The sequence below is a fragment of the Variovorax sp. VRV01 genome, assembly GCF_014852545.1.
Classification (GTDB): Bacteria; Pseudomonadota; Gammaproteobacteria; order Burkholderiales; family Burkholderiaceae_C; genus Variovorax; species Variovorax beijingensis_A.
Window position 1 is genome coordinate 36,132 of sequence record NZ_JACVBS010000026.1, and the last position, 23,455, is coordinate 59,586.

Below are 23,455 nucleotides of genomic sequence, written 5' to 3' on the forward strand. Positions count from 1 at the left end.
CATACCGTCAATTTGAAGGAGTTGCATGGACTTCACCTTGAACCCCGCGCTGGATGCCCACGACACCCGCATCCTGGCCGAACTGCAGGCCGATGCGCGGCTCACCATGGCCGAACTCGGCCGCCGCGTGCACCTGAGCCAGCCGGCCGTGACCGAACGCGTGAAGAAGCTGGAGGCCGCGGGCGTGATCAGCGGCTACCGCGCCACCGTGAACCTCGGCAAGCTCGGCTATGGCATCCGCGCGATCATCCGCGTGGGCCGCGCCGACTACGCGCGCGTGGTGGAACTGGTGCAGCAGACGCCCGAATGCGTCAATGCCTACAACGTGACCGGCGACGACAGCTGGATCCTCGAGATCGCGGTGATCGACGTGAGCCACCTCGATGCGGTGGTCACCAAGTTCTGCATCCTCACCGAGACGGCGACCTCGATCATCCTGAACCCGGCGCGCGAGCATCAGCCGATGCTGCCGCCTCAGCGTTCGGACGTCAGGCCGCCGATCAAGAAAGTACTTAACGCGTAGCGGCCAGCGCGCTGAAGGCCGCCACCACCTCGGGCGGCGCCTGCACCATCTCGATCAGCACGCCCTCGCCCGCGATCGGAAACTCGTCGTTCGCCTTCGGGTGCAGGAAGCAGATGTCGAAACCCGCCGCGCCCTTGCGGATGCCGCCGGGCGCAAAGCGCACGCCCTGCGCAGTGAGCCACTCGACGGCCCTGGGCAGGTCGTCGATCCACAGGCCCACATGGTTGAGCGGCGTGGCGTGAACGGCCGGCTTCTTCTCGGCGTCCAGCGGCTGCATCAGGTCGACCTCGACCTTGAAGGGCCCGCTGCCCATCGAACAGATGTCCTCGTCGACGTTCTCGCGCTCGCTCTTGAAGGTGCCTGTGACTTCGAGCCCCAGCATGTCGACCCAGAGCTTCTGCAGGCGCAGCTTGTCGGGTCCGCCGATGGCGATCTGCTGGATGCCCAGGACCTTGAAGGGGCGTGCGGCGGCGGTGGTCATGCGGCGCAACCTTCGGGCTGTTCCTGCACCTGCCGCGCATTGAGCCCGAGCTTGCGTAGCAGCACCGTGTCGGCCTCGACGTCGGGGTTGCCGGTGACCAGCAGCTTGTCGCCGTAGAAGATCGAATTCGCGCCGGCCATGAAGCACAGCGCCTGCACCGCATCGCCCATCTGCTGGCGCCCGGCCGAGAGCCGCACGCGAGCCGTCGGCATCGTGATGCGCGCGACCGCGATCATGCGCACGAAGTCGAAGGGATCGACCGGCTCCGAGTCGGCCAGTGGTGTGCCCGGCACGCGTACCAGGCTGTTGATCGGCACCGACTCCGGGTACGGATCCAGGTTGGCCAGCTGCGCGATCAGCCCCGCGCGGTGCACCGGCGCCTCGCCCATGCCGACGATGCCGCCGCAGCACACGCTGATGCCGGCGCTGCGCACATGGGCCAGGGTGTCGAGCCGGTCCTGGTAGGTGCGCGTGTCGACCACGTCGGTGTAGTACTCGGGCGCGGTGTCGAGGTTGTGGTTGTAGTAGTCCAGGCCCGCGGCCTTGAGCTGGTGCGCGTGGTGCGGCTCCAGCATGCCGAGCGTGGCGCAGGTCTGCAGGCCCAGCCCCTTCACGGCCTCGACCAGCACCGCCACCTTCTCGACGTCGCGGTCCTTCGGCGCGCGCCACGCGGCGCCCATGCAGAAGCGCGTGGCGCCGGCGTCCTTGGCGGCCTGCGCGGCGCGCACCACCTCGTCGACTTCCATGAGCTTCTGCGCCTTCACGCCGGTGTCGAACTCGGCCGACTGCGGGCAGTAGCCGCAGTTCTCGGGACAGCCACCGGTCTTGACCGAGAGCAGCGTCGCCAGTTCGATGTCGCCTCCCGGGAAGTGCTGGCGGTGCACGGTCTGCGCCTCGAACAGCAGGTCCATCAGCGGCTTGTCGAGCAGCGCCTGTATCGCTTCGACCGTCCATGGCCCTTGCGGCGCCGCGGCCTTCACAGGCCGATGCAGCGTGATCGTTTGTTGCAGGTCGTTGGCACCCATCAGTTGAACTCCAGAATGATTTGATCGACGGCGAGCGATTCGCCCTTTTCCGCCGAAATCTTGCCCACCACGCCGTCCTGCGAAGCGAACAGCACGTTTTCCATCTTCATGGCCTCGATCACGGCCAGCTTCTCGCCGGCGCGCACCTGCTGCCCCGGCTGCACCGACACCTCGACCAGCAGGCCCGGCATCGGCGACATCAGGAACTTGCTCAGGTCCGGCGGCGCCTTGTAGGGCATCAGTTCGAGCAGGCGCGCCCCCAGGGGCGACAGCACCATCGCCTCGATCTGCGTGCCGTCGTGCGACACGCGCAGCGCCAGCGGGTTCTTGCCGGCCCCGCGCTCCACCTGCGCGGTGAAGGGCCGGTCGTTGACCATGCCCTGCACGCGGATGGCGCCGAGCGCAAAGCCGCTATCGATCTTGTAGCTCTTGCCGCCCACGGCCACGGCGCTGGCGCCTGTCTTGCCATGGAAATCGGTGACCGACACCGGATGGTGCACATGCTTGCCCTCCGGCCCCAGCTCCACCACCACGAACTGCTCGCCCACCTTCACGCCGTGGCCTTCGAGCTGCCCGCTGATGCCCGAAGCCCGCGCGCGGTAGCGGCGATGCACATAGGCCGCGAGCGCAATCAGGAACGAAGGATCGGCATGCGGCACGTCCTCGGCGTGGAAGCCCTTGCCGTAGTGCTCGGCGATGAAGCCTGTGTTGAAGTCGCCCGCCACGAATTTCGGATGCGCGAGCAGCGCGGCCTGGAACGGGATGTTGCTGCTGATGCCGCGAATCACGAAGCCGTTGAGCGCCTCGCGCATGCGGGCAATCGCATGCTGACGGTCCTTGCCGTGCACGATGAGCTTGGCGATCATCGAGTCGTAGTACATCGGGATCTCGCCGCCGTCGTACACGCCGGTGTCCACGCGCACGCCGTTCAGGTGCTCGGTGTCGCTTGCGAACATGGTCTCGGCCGGCGGCTGGAACTTCACCAGGCGGCCGGTCGAAGGCAGGAAGCTGCGGAACGGATCTTCGGCATTGATGCGGCACTCGATGGCCCAGCCGTTGCGCTTGACCTGCTCCTGCGTAAGCGGCAACTCTTCACCGGCCGCCACGCGGATCATCAGTTCGACCAGGTCGAGCCCCGTGATGCATTCGGTCACCGGGTGCTCCACCTGCAGCCGCGTGTTCATCTCCAGAAAGTAGAAGCTCTGGTCCTTGCCGACCACGAACTCCACCGTGCCCGCGCTCTGGTATTTCACGGCCTTGGCCAGCTGCACAGCCTGCTCGCCCATCGCCTTGCGGGTGGCATCGCTGATGAAGGGCGACGGCGCCTCCTCGATCACCTTCTGATGGCGGCGCTGGATCGAGCATTCGCGCTCGTTCAGGTAGATCACGTTGCCGTGCGAGTCGCCCAGCACCTGGATCTCGATGTGGCGCGGCTCCTCGACGAACTTCTCGATGAACACGCGGTCGTCGCCGAAGCTGGCGAGCGCCTCGTTGCGGCACGAGGTGAAACCCTCGAAAGCTTCCTTGTCGTTGTAGGCCACGCGCAGGCCCTTGCCGCCTCCGCCGGCAGAGGCCTTGATCATCACCGGATAGCCGATGTCCTTCGCGATCTCGACCGCGCGCTCGGCCGTCTCGATGGCGTCGTTCCAGCCCGGAATGGTGTTGACCTTGGCCTCGTTCGCGAGCTTCTTGGAGGCGATCTTGTCGCCCATGGCGGCGATCGAATAGTGCTTCGGGCCAATGAAGGCGATGCCCTCCTCCTCGACCTTGCGCGCGAAAGCTTCGTTCTCCGAGAGGAAGCCGTAGCCCGGATGCACGGCCTCGGCGCCGGTCTTCTTGCAGGCCGCGATGATGCGGTCGGCCTGCAGGTAGCTCTCGCGGCTGGGCGCGGCGCCGATGTGCACGGCCTCGTCGGCCAGCTCGACGTGGCGGGCTTCCTTGTCGGCGTCGGAGTAGACGGCGACGGTGAGGATGCCCATCTTCTTCGCGGTCTGGATCACGCGGCAGGCGATTTCCCCGCGGTTGGCAATGAGTATTTTCTTGAACATCTAGGGTCTCCGCGGGGTCTCAGCGGTTGATAAACATCGAATACACCGGCGGCGCTTGCGCGCGGTCGACGAACACGTAGGCCGTACCGTCGGAGCAGAAGTTCGCCACTTCGGCGGTGCTGCCGTCGGCAAGATCGACCCAGTTGTCGATCTGCAGGAACAGGCGCCCGGCGGGCATCTGCTGCGCGCCGTTGGCCGTCCAGTACGGCACGCCGCCGCTCTTGGTACGCCACGCGCTCGCCCAGTCGTGGGGGTGCGCGACCTCCTCCGGCAGTTCGGAATGGGCCTGGTAGTCGTAGAAGGCCTCTTCGAGTTCCGAAGGCGCGCCATCGTCGTCGGCACGCCATCCCGTGATGGAGATTTCGCGCAGCAAGGCGGGCGGTCCTTCGGCAGGATCCGAAGGCGGCGCAGTGGGCCCGGTCCCCAGCTCGGCGCGCTGCACGACGAATGCGGCGTTCGCGCCTCCGTCGGGCTCCCAGAAACTGCAGATGCTGTCCCACTCGCACTTGAACAGGAACAGCACCTCGCCATCTGCGAGCGGCAGCGCGTCGCCATCCGCCGGCAGCTGCGCGAGGTGGCTCATGGCGCGATTGCATTCGCGGCAGACCGGCCACAAACGACGGGGCAGTCCCCAGGGCAGACCGCCCAGCTTGGGCACCAATCCAGGTTCCGCACCCTCGCGGAACTGGGGGTAGTGGCTGCGCATACGGCTCAGAGCGGAATGTTGCCGTGCTTGCGCCACGGGTTCTCGAGCTTCTTCTCGCGCAGCATCACGAGCGAGCGGCAGATGCGCTTGCGCGTTTCGTGCGGCAGGATCACGTCGTCGATGTAGCCGCGTGCGCCCGCCACATACGGGTTGGCGAAGCGCGCCTTGTACTCGGCCTCGCGCGCTGCGAGCTTCTCGGGGTCGTTCTTGTCCTCGCGGAAGATGATTTCCACCGCGCCCTTGGCGCCCATCACCGCGATCTCGGCGCGCGGCCAGGCCAAGTTGACGTCGCCGCGCAGATGCTTGGAGGCCATCACGTCGTAGGCGCCGCCGTAGGCCTTGCGTGTGATGACGGTGATCTTCGGCACCGTGCACTCCGCATACGCGTAGAGCAGCTTGGCGCCGTGCTTGATGATGCCGCCGTACTCCTGGCCCGTGCCGGGCATGAAGCCGGGCACGTCGACGAAGGTGACCACCGGGATGTTGAAGGCATCGCAAAAGCGCACGAAGCGCGCGGCCTTGATGCTGCTCTTGATGTCCAGGCAGCCCGCCAGCACCAGCGGCTGGTTGGCCACGATGCCGATGGTCTGGCCTTCCATGCGGGCGAAGCCGATCACGATGTTCTTCGCATAGTCGGGCTGCAGCTCGAAGAAATCGCCGTCGTCCACCACCTTCAGGATCAGCTCCTTGATGTCGTAGGGCTTGTTCGGGTTGTCGGGCACCAGCGTGTCGAGCGAATAGTCGGGCCGGTCGGCCGGATCGCCCTGGCCGTTGTTGCCCAGGCGCACCGGCGGCTTCTCGCGGTTGTTGAGCGGCAGGTAGTTGTACAGGCGGCGCAGCATCATCAGCGCCTCGACGTCGTTCTCGAACGCCATGTCGGCCACGCCGCTGCGCGTGGTGTGGGTGACGGCGCCGCCGAGCTCCTCGGCGGTGACGCTCTCGTGCGTCACGGTCTTCACCACCTCGGGGCCGGTGACGAACATGTAGCTCGAGTCCTTCACCATGAAGATGAAGTCGGTCATGGCCGGCGAATACACCGCGCCGCCCGCGCACGGGCCCATGATCAGGCTGATTTGCGGCACCACGCCGGAGGCCATCACGTTGCGCTGGAACACGTCGGCATAGCCGCCGAGCGAGGCCACGCCTTCCTGGATGCGCGCGCCGCCCGAGTCGTTGAGGCCGATGACGGGGGCGCCGACCTTCATGGCCTGGTCCATCACCTTGCAGATCTTTTCGGCGTGCGCTTCGCTGAGCGCGCCGCCGAACACGGTGAAGTCCTGGCTGAACACGAACACGAGGCGGCCGTTGATCATGCCGTAGCCGGTGACCACGCCGTCGCCGGGGATCTTCTGCTCGGCCATGCCGAAGTCGACCGAACGGTGCTCGACGAACATGTCCCATTCTTCAAAAGTGCCGTCGTCCAGCAGCAGCTCGATGCGCTCGCGCGCCGTGAGCTTGCCCTTGGCGTGCTGCGCATCGATGCGCTTCTGCCCGCCGCCGAGGCGCGCCTGGGCGCGGCGCTTTTCGAGTTGTTCGATCAGTTCTTGCATGGTGTGCTTCCGAAGCTGTGGTCCTGAATTTCGTTTGTGGTCTTGGTCATGGCCTGGCGGTGATGGCGGCCGCCGCAAGCAGCTGGCGCGCCGCCGTCGATGCAGGCAGCGCGCCCTCGGCCACCTGCTGCGTGAGCTCGGGTAGCAGCTCGCGCACCTGCGGGTGATGCCTGAAGGCGTGCTTGAGCCCGGCGTCGATGCGCTCCCACATCCACGCGGTGGCCTGCTTCTCGCGGCGCCTGGCGAGCTTGCCATTGGCCGTCTGCAGTTGCCTGAATTGGGTGACGGCGTCCCAGAACGCATCGACGCCCGTGCCTGCCAACGCGCTGAGCTGCAGCACCTTGGGCAGCCAGAAGCGCACCTCCGTGCCGCTGTGCGCGTCGTGCACCGCATGCGCGTGCTCCGGGTTGCCCTGGTGGCCGAAGAGGCGAAGCGCCGAAGTGATCTGGGCCTGCGCGCGCGTCGCGGCGTCCTTGTCGATGTCGGCCTTGTTGATGACGACGAGGTCGGCCAGCTCCATCACGCCCTTCTTGATGGCCTGCAGGTCGTCGCCCGCGTTGGGCAGCTGCATCAGCACGAACATGTCGGTCATGCCGGCCACCGCCGTTTCGCTCTGGCCGACGCCCACGGTCTCGACGATCACGATGTCGTAGCCCGCGGCCTCGCACACCAGCATCGCCTCGCGCGTCTTCTCGGCCACGCCACCGAGCGTGCCGCTCGACGGGCTGGGCCGGATGTAGGCGCGCTCGTGCACCGAGAGGTGCTCCATGCGCGTCTTGTCACCGAGGATGGAGCCGCCCGAGACGGTGGACGAAGGATCGATGGTAAGCACCGCCACGCGATGCCCCTTGCCGATCAGCAGCAGGCCCAGCGTCTCGATAAAGGTCGACTTGCCGACGCCCGGCACGCCCGAGATGCCGAGGCGGAACGATTTGCCGGTGCGCGGCAGTAGCGCGGTGAGCAGTTCGTCGGCCTGCGCGCGGTGATCGGCACGGGTCGATTCGAGCAGCGTGATCGCCTTGGCGACGGCGCGGCGCTGCACCATGCCGTCCGATTCGGCAATTGCGCGCTCCAGTGCGGCGGCCGGCTTGTTCAGCACGCGCCCTCCGGGGACGACACACGCCAGCGGTAGTGCAGGTCGACGCCCTCCTCGCCTTCGAGCACGAAGCCATGGCGCAGGTAGAAGCGGTTGGCGTCGCTCTGTACGAGCGCGGTGAGCTTGATGTCCAGTTGCTGCTGGCGCGCCTGCGCCTTGGCCCACTCGAGCACCCATTCGCCGATGCCCAGGCCCTGGAAGCCCGTGCGCAGGTAAAGGTGGTCGAGCCGAAGGGCGTCGGTGCCGTCGGGCTTGAGCGTGACGAAGCCAACGCGCCGGTCGCCGTCGAGCACGATGTGATGCATGAAGGGCACGACGAAACCGGCCTGCAGCCGTTCGCGCGAGCGCGCGGGATCGAAGCGCCCCACGCGCTCCAGGCTGGGGCGCATCGCATCGACGCGCAGGGCCAGCATGGCCTCGAAATCGCTGGATTCCACCGGCTGCAGCGACAGCCGAGACAAGAGATCGCCCACGCTCTGCTTCTCAGGCCGAGACCGCCGCGCGGATCTGTTCCAGCACGTCCTTGGCGCTGGCCGGAATAGGCGTGCCCGGACCGTAGATGCCCTTGACGCCGGCTTCGTAGAGAAAGTCGTAGTCCTGCCGCGGAATCACGCCGCCGACGAACACGATGATGTCGTCCGCGCCCTGCTTCTTCAGTTCGTTGATGATGGCAGGCACCAGCGTCTTGTGGCCGGCCGCGAGCGTGCTCACACCGACGGCATGCACGTCGTTCTCGATGGCTTGGCGCGCGCATTCCTCGGGGGTCTGGAACAGCGGCCCCATGTCGACGTCGAAGCCCAGGTCGGCAAACGCGGTGGCCACCACCTTGGCGCCGCGGTCGTGCCCGTCCTGCCCAAGCTTGGAGATCATCACGCGCGGGCGTCGGCCCTGTTCCTCGGCGAAGGCGTTGATTTCGGTCTTGAGGGCTTCCCAGCCTTCGGCCGAGTCGTAGGCAGCTGCGTACACACCGGTCACCTTTTGCGTGTCGGCCCGATGGCGGCCGAATGATTTTTCGAGCGCATCCGAAATCTCGCCCACCGTGGCGCGCAGGCGCACCGCATCGATGCTGAGTGCGAGCAGGTTGCCGGTGCCGTTCTCCGCGGCTTCGGTCAGCGCGTCGAGCGCGGCCTGCACCTTGGCGCTGTCGCGCGAGGCGCGGATCTTCTGCAGCCGCGCCACCTGCTGCTCGCGCACCATCACGTTGTCGATGGAGAGGCTGTCGATCGCATCCTCGGTCTTGAGCTTGTACTTGTTGACGCCCACGATCACGTCCTTGCCCGAGTCGATGCGCGCCTGCTTCTCGGCGGCGGCCGCCTCGATCTTGAGCTTGGCCCAGCCGCTGTCCACCGCCTTGGTCATGCCGCCCATCGCCTCGACCTCTTCGATGATGGCCCAGGCCGCATCGGCCATGTCCTGCGTGAGCTTCTCCATCATGTAGCTGCCGGCCCAGGGGTCGACCACGTTCGTGATGTGCGTCTCTTCCTGGATGATGAGCTGCGTGTTGCGCGCGATGCGGGCGCTGAACTCGGTGGGCAGCGCGATCGCTTCGTCGAGCGCATTGGTGTGCAGGCTCTGCGTGCCGCCGAACACCGCGGCCATGGCCTCGATGGTGGTGCGCACGATGTTGTTGTACGGGTCCTGCTCGGTGAGCGACCAGCCCGAGGTCTGGCAATGCGTGCGCAGCATCAGGCTCTTGGGGTTCTTCGGGTTGAACTCCTTCATGATGCGGCACCACAGCAGGCGCGCCGCGCGCATCTTGGCGACTTCAAGATAGAAGTTCATGCCGATGGCCCAGAAGAAGCTCAGGCGCCCCGCAAAGCCGTCGACGTCCAGGCCCTTGGCCAGCGCGGTCTTCACGTACTCCTTGCCGTCGGCCAGCGTGAAGGCCAGTTCCAGCGCCTGGTTGGCGCCGGCTTCCTGCATGTGGTAGCCGCTGATCGAGATCGAGTTGAACTTGGGCATCTTCTGCGCCGTGTACTCGATGATGTCGCCGATGATCCGCATGCTCGGCGCGGGCGGGAAGATGTAGGTGTTGCGGACCATGAACTCCTTGAGGATGTCGTTCTGGATGGTTCCGCTCAATTGGTCCTGGCTCACGCCCTGCTCCTCGGCCGCGACCACGTAGCCCGCGAGCACCGGCAGCACGGCGCCGTTCATGGTCATGGACACGCTGACCTTGTCCAGCGGGATCTGGTCGAACAGGATCTTCATGTCCTCGACCGAATCGATGGCCACGCCGGCCTTGCCGACGTCGCCTGTCACGCGCGGGTGGTCGCTGTCGTAGCCGCGGTGGGTGGCCAGGTCGAAGGCCACGCTCACGCCCTGCCCGCCGGCGGCCAGCGCCTTGCGATAGAAGGCGTTGGATTCCTCGGCGGTCGAGAAGCCCGCATACTGGCGGATGGTCCAGGGGCGCACCGCGTACATGGTGGCCTGCGGCCCGCGCAGGTAGGGCTCGAAGCCGGGCAGCGTGTCGGTGTACTTCAGGCCCTGCAGGTCGGCCGCGGTGTAGAGCGGCTTCACGGTGATGCCGTCCGGCGTGAGCCAGTTGAGCGCGCCCAGGTCGCCGCCCGGCGCCGACTTGGCGGCGGCCTTGGCCCAGTCATCGAGGTTGGCCGGCTTGAAGGTGGGTTCGGGTGTGCTGCTCATGAGGGGCTTTTCGCAGTGTCTTGCAGGGTAGTCGCAAATTCGCCTGCAAGGGATTTGCAAGCCGGCCGCGAGTCTAACCGATCCATAATTATTAATTCAAACCCGTTTTTGCGGTACAGTCCGCCCCATGTCCGCCCTCACCCTCACCCCGCGCGCCCTCTATGAAGAAGTGGCCGAACTGCTGCGCCAGCGGATCTTCCGCCGCGAGCTCGAGCCGGGCAGCTGGATCGACGAACTCAAGCTGGCCGAGGAATACGGCATCAGCCGCACGCCGCTGCGCGAAGCCCTGAAGGTGCTGGCGGCCGAAGGCCTGGTCACGATGAAGGTGCGGCGCGGCGCCTACGTCACCGAGGTGTCCGAGCAGGACCTGGCGGACGTCTACCACCTGCTTTCGCTGCTGGAAAGCGATGCGGCCGGCGTGGTGGCCGAGCGCGCGAGCGAGGCCCAGCGCGCGGAACTCAAGGCGCTGCATGCCGAACTCGAAGCGGCAGGCGCCCCCGGCAAGGAAGACCGCGAGCATTTCTTTGCGGTCAACGAGCGCTTCCACATGCGCCTCCTGGCCATTGCGAACAACAAATGGCGCGACCAGATGGTGGCCGACCTGCGCAAGGTGATGAAGCTCAACCGGCACAACTCGCTGCTGAAGGCGGGGCGCATCGCGGAATCGCTCGCGGAACACCGGTCGGTGATGGCGGCCATCGAGGCGCGGGATGCCGCGGCAGCGATGGCGCGGATGCGCGAGCACTTCAAGAACGGCCTTGAAGCCGCTAATTAGGCTCTCCCCCAGTCTTCGCGCACTTCGTGTCGCGCGCGCCTTCCCCCCTTCCGGAGGCAACACCAGGGGACCGGCGGAGCCGGATCCCCGGTGTTTCACGAACAAATCCGGGGATTCGGGGCGCTGCGGCGTCAGTCGGTGCTGACGGTTCCGGTTTCCCGGGAGATTCGCTGGGCGATTTCCAGCAGCCTGGGAGCCACGCGGCCGAGCATGACGTCCTTGGGCAGCAGGTAGGCGGGGCCGCCGCAACTCACGCCGTAGCGCTCGCCGCGCGGGCCCTTGAGCGCGAAGCCCAGGGCGTGGATGTGCGGATGCCACTCGCCGAACGAGCTGCAATAGCCCAGGCGCGCGTATTCGTCGAGCCCGGCCGTCAGGCGCGGTTCGATCGAGGGCCAGTTCTCCCCGCTCTCCAGGCGGATCTGGTCGAGCACCTCGGCCTGCTCGGCAGCGGGTAGCGCGCCGAGGTAGGCGCGGCCTGCGGCCGAGGTGGCGATGGTCATGCGCGAGCCCACTTCGATGCGCGAACTGATCAGCGCGGAGCGGGGGCGCAGCGAATCGATGACGAGCATGTCGAGTTCGTCGCGAACGCCCATGTGGACGCTGGCCCCGGCAAATTCGGACAGTTCCGCAAGATGCGGCCGGGCCACCGTCCGCAAATCGAAATGGCGAAGGTAGCGGCTGCTCATGTCGAGCAGCGCCGGCCCGAGGCTGAAGCGGTCGCTGTCCTGCGACTGCTTCAGGTAGCCCGCGCCGACGAGCGTGGCCGTGAGGCGGGACACGGTGGCCTTGGGGATGCCGGTGGTCTCGGCGAGGTCGCGATTGCTGATGGGTGCGGCTGCCATTCCGATGACCTTGAGCAAGGCCAGCCCCCTGGCAAGCGCGCTGACTTCTTCTTTGCCGCCAATCGCGTCATTCATGTATCCAAACCCTTATTTTTTTGATGTTCGTTCATTCTTCAGCAAAAAACGGTTGACGTGCCGGTGCTCGGGAATCATTATTTCGGAACAATGTTTCATTTATATAGAAGAACAAGGCACGATGCATCCGGGATGAAGCCCCTTCTCCCATCGCAGGACCGCCGCCTGCTGCTGCTGGCGGGAAGCGGCCTGGCGCTGTCGGGGTTTGCGGCCGCCGCCCCATCTGCAAGCGCGGGTGGCGCGGGCGACTATCCCAAGGCCCCCGTCAAGCTCATCGTCCCCTTTGCGCCCGGCGGGCCCACCGACACGGTCGCGCGCCTGATCTCGCTCAAGCTGCAGGAGATGTGGGGCCAGCCGGTGCTCGTCGACTACAAGCCGGGGGCCGGCACGGCCATCGGCGTCGACTTCGTCGCCAAGGCCCCGGCCGACGGGCTGACCTTCGGCATGGTGAACTCGTCCTTCGCGGTCAATCCCTCGCTGCGCAAGAGCTTGCCCTACGACACGGTGAAAGACCTGGCGGGCATCACGCAGATCGCCAACCTGCAGCTCGCGATCGTCGCGCGGCCCGACGCGCCCTTCAGCACGCTGGCCGAACTCGTCGCCTACGCAAAGAAGAACCCGGGCAAGCTCAGCTACGGCACGCCCGGCGCCGGCAGCACCACGCACCTGGGTGCCGAACTGCTCAAGCGCGAAGCGGGTTTCGACATGCTGCACGCGCCCTTCAAGGGCAGCGCGCCGGCGCACACCGAACTGCTGGGCGGGCGCCTCGACCTCGTGTTCGACCCCTTTCTCTCGGTGCTGCCGTACGTCAAGGCGGGCCGGATGAAGATGATCGCCACGCTCGGCGAGAAGCGGCTTCCGGGCTACGGCTATCCGACCGTGGCCGAAACCCTGCCGGGATTCCATGTGAGCGCGCTGCTCGGCTTCGTCGCGCCGCGCGCCACGCCGCCGGCGGTGGTCGCGAAGATCCAGGCCGACACCGCAAAAGTGCTGCGCGACCCCGAGATGCGCCACCGTGTCGAGGAACAGGGCATGGAAGTGGTGGCTTCCACGCCCGCGCAGTTCGACGCGTTCGTCCAGAGCGAGATGAAGCGCTGGTCGCGCGTGATCGCCGAAGCCGGCATCCAGGCCGAATAGGCCTCGCCATTTCCCATCGTCATTGGCAAGACCGCTCATGTCCCTTGAACTCACCCCCTTGCACCCGCTCTTCGCCGCCGAGGCGCGCGGCATCGACATCACGCAGCCGCTGTCGCCCTCCGAGGTAAAGCAGATCAACGCGGCCATGAACCGATATGCCGTGCTGGTGTGGCGCGGACAGCCGCTCACAGGCCGGCAGCAGATCGATTTCGCCAAGTCGTTCGGCCCGCTCGACCTGGGCCTGAAGAAGGTCTTCAAACGCCCCGAGCGGCTGGAGGACGAACGGCTGATCGACATCTCGAACGTCGATGCAGAAGGCAAGGTGGCTCGCCGCGATTCGCCCAAGAACCTGTCGAACTTCGCCAACCAGCTCTGGCACAGCGACAGCTCCTTCCAGAACCCGCGCGCCGCCTATTCGATGCTGCATGCGCTGGTGCTGCCGAGCTGGGGCGGCAACACCGAGTTCGCGGATCTTCGCGCCGCCTACGACGCGCTGTCCGAGCGCACCCGGTCGGAGATCGAAGGCCTGTGCGCCGAGCACTATGCGCTGCATACCCGCATCCTGCTGGGCGACGAGGCCTACACCGACGACCAGAAGAAAGCCATTCCACCCGCCGTGTGGCCACTCGCGCAGACACATCCGGGCTCGGGGCGCAAGCTGCTGTTCGTGGGCGTGCATGCGCGCGAGATCATCGGCTGGCCGGTGGCCGAGGGGCGCATGTTCCTTTCGGACCTGCTCGAGCATGCGACCCGCCGCGAGTTCGTCTACACGCACGAATGGCAGGTGGGCGACCTCGTGATGTGGGACAACCGCAGCACCCTGCATCGCGGCCGGCGCTACGACATCGGCGAGCGCCGCGAGCTGCGCCGCACCACCATCGAGGACGTGCCGGATGCCACGCTGATGGCGGCTTGACGCCGCCCGGCTTCAGGCCTCCTGCGCCGCGGGTTCGTGCGCGAGCGCCATCACCTCGTGCGGCGAGCGCGTCTTGAGCCGATGGTCGCTCCAGACCTGGCGCCAGCGGCGCGCGCCGGGCAGGCCGTTGCGCAGGCCCAGCATGTGCCGCGCGATCGACGACCACTGCGTGCCGTGTTCGGCCGCCTCGCGGACCATGTAGTCGCACATGAGCGATTCCACGTCCTCGCGCGTGAGCGGCTGCGGTGCGGCGCCGTAGAACTCCGCGTCCCATTCGGCCAGCCACCAGGGGTTGTGGTAGGCCTCGCGGCCTACCATCACGCCGTCGAGCAGCCGCAGGTGCTCATGCACCTGCGCGTTGGCCGAGATGCCGCCATTGATCGAGAAGTCCAGCTCCGGAAACTCGTGCTTCAGGCGGTGCACGAGCTCGTAGCGCAGCGGCGGAATCTCGCGGTTCTGCTTCGGGCTCAGGCCCTGCAGCCAGGCATTGCGCGCATGCACGATGAAGCTCTTGCAGCCGGCCTCGCTCACCGCGCCGACAAAGTCGCGCACGAATTCGTAGCTCTCGATCTTGTCGATGCCGATGCGGTGCTTGACCGTGACGGGCAGGCGGGTGGCGTCGACCATGGCCTTCACGCAGTCGGCCACCAGCACCGGCTCGGCCATCAGGCAGGCACCGAAGGCGCCGCGCTGCACGCGCTCGCTGGGACAGCCGCAGTTGAGGTTGATCTCGTCGTAGCCCCACTCCTCGCCGAGCCTGGCGCAATGCGCGAGGTCGGCCGGCTCGCTGCCGCCCAGCTGCAAGGCCACGGGGTGCTCTTCCTCGTTGAAGCGCAGGTGCCGGGGAACGTCGCCATGCACCAGCGCGCCGGTGGTCACCATCTCGGTGTAGAGCAGCGCGTGGCGCGACATCAGGCGATGGAAGTAACGGCAATGGCGATCCGTCCAGTCCATCATCGGTGCAACCGAAACGACTTTTTCTTTCAAGTTCAACAGCTTGGCGCTTTCGTTCATACAGAGGGCCTTCCGCTGTAGTTTCTCATGCAGCGGCCGCCCGGGCGCGGCTCACCGACCCATCAGGCGCCGCGCGACGTAGCTCGCGGCATCCACCAGGGCGACCAGCACGATCATCGCCAGCAGCACCGCGCTGGTCTGGCGCATCTGGAACAGCCCCAGGTGGAAGGCCAGCATCTGGCCCAGCCCGCCGGCGCCGACCACGCCCAGCACGGCCGCGGCGCGGATGTTGTTCTCCCACCGGTAGAGCGCATAGCTCATCAGCTGCGGCAGCACCTGCGGCAGCGTCGCATAAAGGAACACCCGCCCTTCCGGCACGCCGCGCACGCGCAGCGCAAAGGCGGGGCCCTGCGCCGCGTTCTCGATGCTCTCGGCGAACAGGCGGCCCAGCACGCCGGAGGTGTGCACCGCCAGCGCCAGCGTGCCCGCGAAGGGCCCGAGGCCGGCGGCAATCAGCAGCAGCGCGGCCCACATCAGTTCCGGCACGCTGCGCAAGGCATTGAGCAGCAGCCGCGTCGGGCCGCGCCAGCGCGCCGGATCGCCGGCGTGCAGCTTGCTCGCGGGCAGTGCGAGCAGCAGGCCGGCCGCCACGGCCAGCAAGGTGCCGACGACCGACATCGCCAGCGTCTCGAGCGCGGCCGGCAGCAGCTTCTGCAGGAAGGCCGCGCCAAGGGCCGGATTCGCGAGTTCGCCGGCGAAGCGGCCCATGCGGGCCAGCGAATCGATCGAGAAGAAACGCGCCCACTGCAGGTCGAGCGACCAGAAGCTCGCGACAACCAGTGCCACCATGGCAACGACCATCCAGCAGGCGCGGCAGCGCGCGTCGAACAGCGGCGGCGGCAGCCGGTAGACCTCGTTGGCGGCGCGTGGTTTCGATTCGATCTCCGGCATGGCGAGACTCTCAGGCCAGGGCGCGCCGCAGCCAGGCGCTCAACCGGTCGGTGGCGGCGACCAGCAGCACGAACACCAGCAGCATGGTGCTGACCTCGGCGCCATTGAACATCTTCATCGACGCATCCATCTGCTGGCCGAGCCCGCCCGCGCCCACGAAGCCGAGGACGGCGGACGAGCGGATGGCGCACTCCCAGCGGTAGACGGTGTAGCTGATGAGCTCAGCCGCGTTCTGCGGCAGCAGTCCGTAGAAAAAGGCCTGGATGCGGCCGGCGCCGTTGCGCAGCAGCGTCTCGGTCGGATGGGCATCGCCACTCTCCAGGATCTCTCCGTAGACCTTGCCCAGCATGCCGGCATAGGTCAGCGCGATGGCCAGCACGCCGGCCGTGACGCCCAGGCCGACCACGCGCACGAACACCAGCGCCCAGATGAGTTCCGGCACGCTGCGCAGCACGATCAGCAGGCCGCGCACCGAAAAGCGCAGCACCGCCGGCAACGCCGCCATGCGGCCGGCCAGCCCGGAGATCGAGAGCGAGCGCACCGACAGCAGCGTGAGCGGAACGGCCAGCACCATCGCCAGCGTGAGCCCGGCCGTCGCGATGGCCACGGTGCGCCAGGTTTCCCGCGCCACCAGCGCCAGAAACTCCGCGTCCTTGCGCGGCGGCACGAAGCCGGCCAGAAACTGCAGCGCCGGCTCCAGGCTGCCGGGCGCCAGCAGCAGCCAGGGCTTGAATTCGGTCAGCACGAGCATCGGCCACAGCACCACGGCCGCGGCCAGCAGCCAGAACACGCGGTGCGCCCAGGCGGGGTCGCGCTGCGCCGGTGTCGTGCGTGATGGAACGGCGGCCATGCTCAGCGGCAGTGCATCACGACAGGCGCCGCTTCGGCCGGGCCCTCGTCAAGGACACCGGCCTGCGCCGGCTCCTGCGCATAAAGCTCGCGCAGCAAGGCTGGTGTCACCTGCGCGGTGGGCAGATCGAAGGCCAGCAACCCGTCGCGCAGGCCGATGATGCGCGGAAAGTGCTGCAGTGCGAGCGGCACGTCGTGCAGGGTGGCCACGAGCGTCGCCCCGCTCTCGCGCGCCCATTGCGTGAGGGTGTCCAGCGCCTGCCCGGCGCGGGCCGGGTCCAGCGCCGACAAGGGCTCGTCGACGAGCACCAATTGCGCCTCGGACAGCAGGCCGCGCGCCAGTCCCACGCGCTGCCGCTCGCCGCCGGAGAGGCGGTCCACGCGCGCGAAGAGCTTGTCCGCCATGTCGAAGCGCGCAAGCGCGGCGTCGGCCTGCGCGATGCCGGTCGGATAGAACAGGCTGCGCAGCGCCTGCCACAGCCCGATGCGTGGCAGCCGGCCGGCCAGCACCGCGGTCACCACGCGCTGGCGCGGCGGCAGCGGCGGCACCTGGGGCGCCAGGAACAGCCGGCCGCGCAGGCGCTGCAGTTCGCGCCGGGGCAGCCGCCACGGATCGCGGCCGTCGAGTTCGATGCTGCCGGCCGCGGGCGCGAGCGCGCAGGCCATCAGGTGCAGCAGCGTGGTCTTGCCGGCGCCCGAAGGGCCGATCACCGCGGCCTGCTCGCCCGCCGCCACGCGCAGGTCCAGCGCCCGCAGCGCGGGCGGCGCCGCGGCGGGGGCCGCCGGGTGCCGGCCGGACGCCGACCGCAGCTCGATGTTCACCGGCTTCGCTCCTGCATCGCGCCGGTCAGTTCAGCAGCCCGGCATTGCGCGCCGCGGCTTCGATGCCCTTGTAGTTCTCGGCGCGCGTCGGCACGAAGCGCGTGGCGCGCTGCAGCGCGAGGATGTCCTTGCCCTCAGGGGTGGCCGGGCTCAGCTCGACGAATGCGCGCACCAGCTGCTCGCGCCTGGCGGCCGGCATGTCGGCATGCACGGTCCAGTTGTAGTCGTAGTAGGCAGGCGTGGTGTAGAACACCCGCACCTTCGCGGGATCGACCTTCTTGTCGGCCACGAGCTTCTCCCACACCGAGATGTTGAGGGCGCCGGCGTCCACCTTGCCCGATGCGACGGCGGCCACCGTGGCGTCATGCGCGCCTGAATAGGCCACGCGCTTGAGGTCGCGGTCGGGATCGATGCCGGCCGCCAGCAGGAAGCTGCGCGGCATCAAATGGCCCGAGGTGCTGGACTGCGAGCCGAAGCTCAGATTGCGGCCCTTGAGATCGGCGAGCGAACGGACGTCCGGATTCGTCGTGATGAAGACCGAGCGGAATTTCTCGTCTTCCTCGCGCTGCACCAGCGGCACCACCTTGCCGCCCGAACGATGGCTGGCCTGCACGAAGGTGAAGCCGCCGAGCCAGGCCAGGTCGACCTGCTTGTTGGCCAGCGCCTCGACGGCGGCCGCATAGTCGGTGACCGGCGTGAACTCGACCTTGACGCCCAGCTTGCGCTCCAGGTAGGCGGCCAGCGGCGCCGACTTGCGCGCCAGCTCGGTCGGCGACTCGTCGGGGATCGCGGTGATGCGGAAGGTTTGTTGGGCCTGCGCGGCCACGGCACAAGCCAGCATGGCCAGCGCCAGCACGAAGCGCGGCAAGACAGCGAATTTCATGAGACTCCCGAAAAGCGAAGAACAAGGCGGGGATTAGACCGCAAGAGCCCTCTCACCCGCCGGCGGCCCGGCAGCTGCGGAAGCCGGCGAAGATGTCGCGGCGGTGCGGCTCGAAGAAGTTGCGGTAGCGCGCATGCGCGAGCGCCGCCGACGTGGCGTGGCATGCGCCGCGCAGCACCCGCCGGGTGCCGAACCACGGCGCCGAGTAGTCGCGGTAGGGATGGGGCGTGAAGCCTGGGTAGGGCTCGAACGGGCTCGAGGTCCATTCCCAGACCCGGCTCCAGGCGAAGCCCGGCAGGGTGAGCGCCGCACACTCCCATTCGGCTTCGGTCGGCAGCCGCCGCCCGGCCCAGCGGCACCAGGCTTCGGCTTCATGCGCGTTCAGGTGAACCGCTGCATCGAGCGGGTCCAGCGGCAGCCAGCGGCCGCCGCGCCGCTGCTGCCAGCCGGTGCCCGCCGCACGCAGATGGGCGGGGTGGCGCAGCGGCTGGTGCGCGAGCCAGTCGCGGCCCGCGTCGGACCACCACGCCGGATTCTCGTAGCCGCCGCCTTCCACGAACGGCAGGAAGCGCGCCCAGCTCACGGCCTGCGCGTCGATGCGCAGCGGCTCGATGGCGACGTCGTGGGGCTGCAGCTCGTTGTCGAACGCAAAGCCGGCGCCGGCTTCGGAACCGATGCGGAAGCGCTGCGCCGGCAGGTCCAGCTCGGCGTCCGCCGCAAGCTGCGGCGCGGCCCCGCTCTCGCGCAGCGCGATGCCCAGGCCCTCGGCCATGTAGGCTGCCGCTTCGGCGTGCATGGCCTCGTGCAGGGCGACCAGGCGGAAGAAGTAGAGCGCATCGTCGTGCGCATCGGGCGGAAGCTCGTCCAGCAGAGCCAGCGTTTGCGCGAGCGTGCGTTCGAGGTAGCCGCGCGTGGCCTCGGCATCGGGCAGCGGGAGCGTCCAGCGGGTGCGGTGCGCCACGCGGCTGGAGTCGTACCAGGCGTCGGCCTGCGGCAGCAGCGACGGCTCGCGCGCAGGGTCCGGCTCGCAGGCCGCGCCCCGCGCGCGCTGCGGGTTGCGGCCGATCCACCATTCCTGGAACCAGGCCACGTGGCCCAGCTCCCAGAGCGGCGGATTGAACTCGGGCGCGTAGCCGATGCCGGGATAGGCGTCTCCCAGCGCGGCCCGAAAATCGTCCGCAAGATCGAGCGTGCGCCGCCGTGCGGCCAGCAGCGCCGCGCGCACCGATGCCGGCGGTCCCGCGCGCAGCGCCAGCGCCTCGGGCGCGGCGGCCACGCTATAAACAGGCAATGTCGAATCCATCGGTTGTGATCGTAAGCCCGGCGTTGCCTGGCGCCAACAATGGCAACTGGCGCACCGCCCATCGATGGAAAACACTGCTGTCGCCCGTCCGCAGCGCACGCGTGGTGCAGCAATGGCCCGATGCAGGCGCTTCGGCCGACACCGTGATGCTGGCGCTGCACGCGCGGCGCTCGGCGGAATCGATCGCGCACTGGGCCAACGCCCATCCCGGCCGCGGCCTGGCCGTGGTGCTGACCGGCACCGACCTGTACCAGGACATCGGCAGCGACCCGCAGGCGCAGCGCTCGCTGCAGCTGGCGCAGCGCCTGGTCGTGCTGCAGGCGCTGGGCGCCGAGGCCCTGCCGCTGGAATTCCGGGACAAGGCGCGCGTGGTGTACCAGTCGACATCCGCGCGCGCCGAGCTTCCCAAGTCCGCACGCCAGCTGCGCGCGGTGATGGTCGGCCACCTGCGGCAGGTCAAGTCGCCGCAGACACTGTTCGACGCGGCGCGCCTGCTGTGCGGGCGCGAGGACATCCGCATCGACCACATCGGGGACGCGGGCGACGCCGGGCTGGGCGAACTCGCGCGCGCACTCGCCAGCGAATGCCCGGGCTACCGCTGGCTCGGCGCCCTGCCCCATGCGCAGACCCGCCAGCGCATCCAGCGCGCCCACGTCCTGGTGCACACCAGCGCGCTGGAAGGCGGAGCCCACGTGATCATGGAGGCGGTGCGCAGCGGCACGCCGGTGCTGGCCTCGCGCGTGCCCGGCAATGTCGGCATGCTCGGCGACGACTACGCGGGCTACTTTCCGCACGGGGATGCCGCCGCACTGGCGGCGCTGCTCGAGGCCTGCCGCGCCGGCCAGGGCTCCAAAGACCGCGCGGCCGGTCTGCTGGACGGTCTGCGCACACAATGCGCGTTGCGCGCGCCGCTGTTCGACCCGAGGGCCGAGCAGGCCGCACTGTTGCAACTCCTGAACGAACTCCAGCCACCACCATGAACGCTGCCCTCCCGCAAGCCCCCATCGCCGAGCCCCGCCTCACCTCGCTGTCGCACGGCGGCGGCTGCGGCTGCAAGATCGCGCCCGGCGTGCTGTCCGAAATCCTCAAGGGCACGGCGCGCATGCCGATGCCACCCGAGCTCCTGGTCGGCATCGAGACGGCCGACGACGCGGCCGTCTACCAGCTCAACGACGAGCAGGCGCTGATCGCCACCACCGACTTCTTCATGCCGATCGTCGACGATCCGTTCGACTTCGGCCGCATCGCGGCCACCAACGCGATCTCCGACGTGTATGCGATGGGCGGCAAGCCGATCCTGGCGCTCGCGCTGGTCGGGATGCCGATCAATGTGCTCAGCACGGCGACCATCGGGCGCATCCTCGAAGGCGGCGAATCGGTGTGCCGGGCGGCGGGCATTCCGATCGCGGGCGGCCACACCATCGATTCGGTCGAGGCCATCTACGGGCTGGTCGCGCTCGGGCTGGTCCATCCGAAGCGCGTCAAGCGCAATGCCGGCGCCAAGGCCGGCGACCTGCTCGTGCTGGGCAAGCCGCTGGGCGTGGGCATCCTGTCGGCGGCGCTCAAGAAGGAAGCACTCGACGCGGCCGGCTACGAACGCATGATCGCCACCACGACGCGGCTGAACACGCCCGGCCCCGAGCTCGCGGCGCTCGACGGCGTGCATGCGCTGACCGACGTGACGGGCTTCGGCCTGGCCGGCCATGCGCTGGAACTGGCACGCGGCGCAGGCCTGTCGCTGGAGATCGACTGGCAGCAGGTGCCCGTGCTGGAAGGCGTGCGCGACCTGGTTCGGTCGGGGCATGTCACCGGCGCATCCGGCCGCAACTGGGACGGCTACGGGTCCGACGTGGCGCTGCCGCAGAACTTCGCCGACCACGAGCGCGCCCTGCTCACCGATCCGCAGACCAGCGGCGGACTGCTGGTTTCGTGCGCACCCGCAGCGCTCGATGAAGTGCTGGCCATCTTCCGCCGGCATGGCTTCGACGATGCCGCGGTGATCGGTGCTGCCAGCCCGCAAGGCAGCGGGCCGCGCCTGGCGGTCCGCTGATGCGCTGGCGCGTGGGCCGGGCTGCCGAGACCGCGGCTCGGGCTACATCGCGCTCAGCCGCTTTTGGATTGCGTTCATCTCATCGATCTCCTTGCGCTGCGAGCTCGAGATCTGCCCGCACAGCCTGACCAGCTCGGGATCCTTGAGCCCGGCCTCGCGGCACATGAGAATGGCGCCCGAGTGGTGCGGCACCATCGAGGCAATGAACTGCCTGTCGCCGATCAGGCCCTGCTGCCGTGTTCCGGCAAGGGCAGCGACAAACAGGATCGCGAGCCCCGCATGGAGCGCCGCGTTGAGCGTCTTGCTGCGGTACATGCCTCGCATGGTTGCGAGCATGATGATCCCCATGGGGGCGACCATGGTGAGTGCCATGTAGAACATGTTGAGGTTGTTCCGGAAATCGCCCCAGCCGTCGATCATGGAAAACATGACAAGGTACATGACCACAAGGCTGAGCAGCATGTTCACGGCAAACATCGCGTAGGGGTGCCCGCCTTCATGCTGCGGGGCGTGGTTTTGATCTTCCATCGTGTTTTTTCCTTTGGATGCCGGTGGATGGCGATCGGGCGTGCCCGGGGCCGATGCTCGTGCGGCAAGGGCTCGCTCGCGTAGGAAAAAGACGCATCGCCTCGTGGGAAGGGAAAGTGCCCGGCCGCGCGCTGCGCTCCTCCTTTGGGCGCGTTGCCGCATGCGGATTGCCATTTCAGCCCGGCTGTCGCCTATCCTCGGACCCGCGTTCCAGCATTCCAGAGAGACCTGTCCCTTGCCTTCGTCCAAAGCAGCCTCCCCCCCGCCTCGCCCGGCGACGATGGCCGACGTCGCCGCGCGCGTCGGCGTCTCGAAGATGACGGTGTCGCGCGCGCTGAACCGCCGCACCGGCAGCGACCGCGCGACCTCGGAGGCGCTGCGCCAGCGCATCCTCCAGGCCTGCGAGGAGATGGGCTACGTGATCGACCAGACCGCGCGCACCTTCTCCAGCAAGCGCTCGGGCTTCGTCGCGGTGCTGATCCCGTCGCTGAACAACTCCAACTTTTCCGAAACCGCGCAAGGCATCGCCGCCGCCCTAGAAGCGCGCGGACTGCAACTGCTGCTGGGCTACACCGACTACCGCGTGGAGACGGAGGAGCGCCTGCTGCGTGCCATGCTCGCGCGCCGGCCCGAGGGCGTGATCCTTACCGGCGGCGCCCACACGCCCGCCGCGCGCGCCATGCTCCAGGCAGCCGGCGTGCCGGTGGTCGAGACCTGGGACCTGCCCGCCACGCCCATCGAGCACACGGTCGGCTTCTCCAACGCGGAAGCCGCCGCCGCGATGGTGCGGCACCTGCACGGCCAGGGCTACCGGCGCATCGCCTTCATCGGCGGCACCTCGAACCGCGACACGCGCGGGGCCGACCGGCAGCGCGGCTATGCCGAGGCGATCCGCGAACTGGGCCTGCCCGACGGGCGCGTCATCGGCTTCGGGCAGCCGCCGATCTCCATGGCGCAAGGCGCAGAGGCCGTGGTGCAGCTGATCCGGCAATGGCCCGACGTGGACGCGGTGATGTGCGTGTCCGACCTCTCGGCCTTCGGCGCGCTGATGGAGTGCCAGCGCCGCGGCTGGGAGGTGCCAGGGCGCATCGCGATCGCGGGCTTCGGCGACTTCGAGGTGGCCCGCGCCTCGCACCCGCGCATCACGACCGTGGCGCTGGACTGCGTGGGCATGGGCAGGGCCGCGGGCGAATTGCTGCTGCGCGTGATCGACGGCTCCCGCGATGGCCGCCGCCCGCCCGCGGAAACGGTGCTGATCCCGTTCCGCGTCGAGCAGCGGGAAAGCTCCTGAAGGT

23 protein-coding genes are annotated in these 23,455 nt (G+C 68.2%); 7 read left to right on the forward strand and 16 right to left on the reverse strand.

What is annotated here, in order from left to right; translation table 11 throughout:
• Positions 1 to 25: 25 nt before the first annotated feature.
• Positions 26 to 523, forward strand: coding sequence for an Lrp/AsnC family transcriptional regulator (locus IB278_RS30390; protein WP_145743357.1), 498 nt, complete (start codon positions 26 to 28; stop codon positions 521 to 523).
• Here the strand turns inward: IB278_RS30390 and IB278_RS30395 are convergent.
• The 8 genes from IB278_RS30395 to scpA form a co-directional block, all read right to left on the reverse strand.
• Entirely contained in the window at positions 513 to 1,004 is a 492-nt protein-coding gene (locus IB278_RS30395) for a VOC family protein (protein ID WP_145743356.1), read from the reverse strand. The genes IB278_RS30390 and IB278_RS30395 overlap by 11 nt on opposite strands.
• Positions 1,001 to 2,029, reverse strand: coding sequence for a biotin synthase BioB (gene bioB / locus IB278_RS30400; protein ID WP_192327649.1), 1,029 nt, complete (start codon positions 2,027 to 2,029; stop codon positions 1,001 to 1,003). The genes IB278_RS30395 and bioB overlap by 4 nt, the downstream gene beginning before the upstream one ends.
• Complete coding sequence (accC, locus tag IB278_RS30405) at positions 2,029 to 4,077, reverse strand: acetyl-CoA carboxylase biotin carboxylase subunit (protein WP_145743352.1); 2,049 nt, start codon at positions 4,075 to 4,077, stop codon at positions 2,029 to 2,031. The genes bioB and accC overlap by 1 nt, the downstream gene beginning before the upstream one ends.
• A gap of 19 nt (positions 4,078 to 4,096) precedes the next feature.
• A complete protein-coding gene (locus IB278_RS30410) occupies positions 4,097 to 4,660 on the reverse strand; it encodes a hypothetical protein (protein WP_225613266.1) in 564 nt (187 codons plus the stop codon).
• 128 nt (positions 4,661 to 4,788) lie between these two features.
• Complete coding sequence (locus IB278_RS30415; protein WP_145743348.1) at positions 4,789 to 6,333, reverse strand: acyl-CoA carboxylase subunit beta; 1,545 nt, start codon at positions 6,331 to 6,333, stop codon at positions 4,789 to 4,791.
• A 46-nt stretch (positions 6,334 to 6,379) separates the two neighbouring features.
• Entirely contained in the window at positions 6,380 to 7,432 is a 1,053-nt protein-coding gene (gene meaB, locus IB278_RS30420) for a methylmalonyl Co-A mutase-associated GTPase MeaB (protein WP_192327652.1), read from the reverse strand.
• Positions 7,426 to 7,902 (reverse strand): GNAT family N-acetyltransferase, encoded by a 477-nt coding sequence (locus tag IB278_RS30425; RefSeq protein WP_192327655.1) that lies wholly within the window; start codon positions 7,900 to 7,902, stop codon positions 7,426 to 7,428. The genes meaB and IB278_RS30425 overlap by 7 nt, the downstream gene beginning before the upstream one ends.
• A 10-nt stretch (positions 7,903 to 7,912) precedes the next feature.
• On the reverse strand, positions 7,913 to 10,075 hold the full coding sequence (scpA, locus tag IB278_RS30430; RefSeq protein ID WP_192327658.1) for a methylmalonyl-CoA mutase: 2,163 nt from the start codon (positions 10,073 to 10,075) through the stop codon (positions 7,913 to 7,915).
• Between the two features lie 127 nt (positions 10,076 to 10,202).
• On the opposite strand from scpA, the gene IB278_RS30435 reads away from it, so the two are divergent.
• The gene (locus tag IB278_RS30435; RefSeq protein ID WP_145743340.1) at positions 10,203 to 10,850 is read left to right on the forward strand and encodes a GntR family transcriptional regulator; all 648 of its coding nucleotides are present in this window, start codon (positions 10,203 to 10,205) and stop codon (positions 10,848 to 10,850) included.
• Between the two features lie 131 nt (positions 10,851 to 10,981).
• Here IB278_RS30435 and IB278_RS30440 read toward each other — a convergent pair whose 3' ends face one another.
• A complete protein-coding gene (locus IB278_RS30440; protein ID WP_145743338.1) occupies positions 10,982 to 11,767 on the reverse strand; it encodes an IclR family transcriptional regulator in 786 nt (261 codons plus the stop codon).
• A gap of 132 nt (positions 11,768 to 11,899) precedes the next feature.
• Between IB278_RS30440 and IB278_RS30445 the strand changes: the two genes are divergently transcribed.
• Both IB278_RS30445 and IB278_RS30450 read left to right on the forward strand, forming a co-directional pair.
• Complete coding sequence (locus IB278_RS30445) at positions 11,900 to 12,904, forward strand: tripartite tricarboxylate transporter substrate binding protein (protein ID WP_192327661.1); 1,005 nt, start codon at positions 11,900 to 11,902, stop codon at positions 12,902 to 12,904.
• 37 nt (positions 12,905 to 12,941) lie between these two features.
• Positions 12,942 to 13,820, forward strand: coding sequence for a TauD/TfdA dioxygenase family protein (locus IB278_RS30450; protein ID WP_145743336.1), 879 nt, complete (start codon positions 12,942 to 12,944; stop codon positions 13,818 to 13,820).
• Positions 13,821 to 13,832: 12 nt separating this feature from the next.
• Here IB278_RS30450 and dusA read toward each other — a convergent pair whose 3' ends face one another.
• The 6 genes from dusA to senA are packed head-to-tail and all read right to left on the reverse strand — an operon-like array spanning position 13,833 to position 19,582.
• Positions 13,833 to 14,834, reverse strand: coding sequence for a tRNA dihydrouridine(20/20a) synthase DusA (gene dusA / locus IB278_RS30455; RefSeq protein WP_145743334.1), 1,002 nt, complete (start codon positions 14,832 to 14,834; stop codon positions 13,833 to 13,835).
• A gap of 51 nt (positions 14,835 to 14,885) precedes the next feature.
• Positions 14,886 to 15,725 (reverse strand): phosphonate ABC transporter, permease protein PhnE, encoded by an 840-nt coding sequence (gene phnE / locus IB278_RS30460; protein WP_192327664.1) that lies wholly within the window; start codon positions 15,723 to 15,725, stop codon positions 14,886 to 14,888.
• Between the two features lie 10 nt (positions 15,726 to 15,735).
• Complete coding sequence (locus IB278_RS30465) at positions 15,736 to 16,575, reverse strand: PhnE/PtxC family ABC transporter permease (RefSeq protein WP_192327667.1); 840 nt, start codon at positions 16,573 to 16,575, stop codon at positions 15,736 to 15,738.
• A 2-nt stretch (positions 16,576 to 16,577) separates the two neighbouring features.
• On the reverse strand, positions 16,578 to 17,396 hold the full coding sequence (locus IB278_RS30470; protein WP_192327670.1) for a phosphonate ABC transporter ATP-binding protein: 819 nt from the start codon (positions 17,394 to 17,396) through the stop codon (positions 16,578 to 16,580).
• 25 nt (positions 17,397 to 17,421) lie between these two features.
• Positions 17,422 to 18,279: a putative selenate ABC transporter substrate-binding protein gene (locus IB278_RS30475; RefSeq protein WP_145743326.1), complete on the reverse strand. Its 858-nt coding sequence runs from the start codon at positions 18,277 to 18,279 to the stop codon at positions 17,422 to 17,424.
• A 52-nt stretch (positions 18,280 to 18,331) separates the two neighbouring features.
• Entirely contained in the window at positions 18,332 to 19,582 is a 1,251-nt protein-coding gene (gene senA, locus IB278_RS30480) for a selenoneine synthase SenA (protein ID WP_145743324.1), read from the reverse strand.
• Between senA and senB the strand changes: the two genes are divergently transcribed.
• The gene (gene senB, locus IB278_RS30485) at positions 19,570 to 20,562 is read left to right on the forward strand and encodes a selenosugar synthase SenB (protein ID WP_192327673.1); all 993 of its coding nucleotides are present in this window, start codon (positions 19,570 to 19,572) and stop codon (positions 20,560 to 20,562) included. The two genes, senA and senB, sit on opposite strands and share 13 nt — an antisense overlap.
• A complete protein-coding gene (gene senC / locus IB278_RS30490) occupies positions 20,559 to 21,632 on the forward strand; it encodes a selenophosphate synthetase SenC (protein ID WP_192327676.1) in 1,074 nt (357 codons plus the stop codon). Before senB ends, senC begins: the two co-directional genes overlap by 4 nt.
• 42 nt (positions 21,633 to 21,674) lie before the next feature.
• On the opposite strand, the gene IB278_RS30495 is transcribed toward senC, so the two are convergent.
• On the reverse strand, positions 21,675 to 22,160 hold the full coding sequence (locus tag IB278_RS30495; protein WP_145743858.1) for a DUF305 domain-containing protein: 486 nt from the start codon (positions 22,158 to 22,160) through the stop codon (positions 21,675 to 21,677).
• A gap of 280 nt (positions 22,161 to 22,440) precedes the next feature.
• On the opposite strand from IB278_RS30495, the gene IB278_RS30500 reads away from it, so the two are divergent.
• Complete coding sequence (locus tag IB278_RS30500; RefSeq protein ID WP_145743318.1) at positions 22,441 to 23,451, forward strand: LacI family DNA-binding transcriptional regulator; 1,011 nt, start codon at positions 22,441 to 22,443, stop codon at positions 23,449 to 23,451.
• The last annotated feature ends 4 nt before the right edge of the window (positions 23,452 to 23,455 follow it).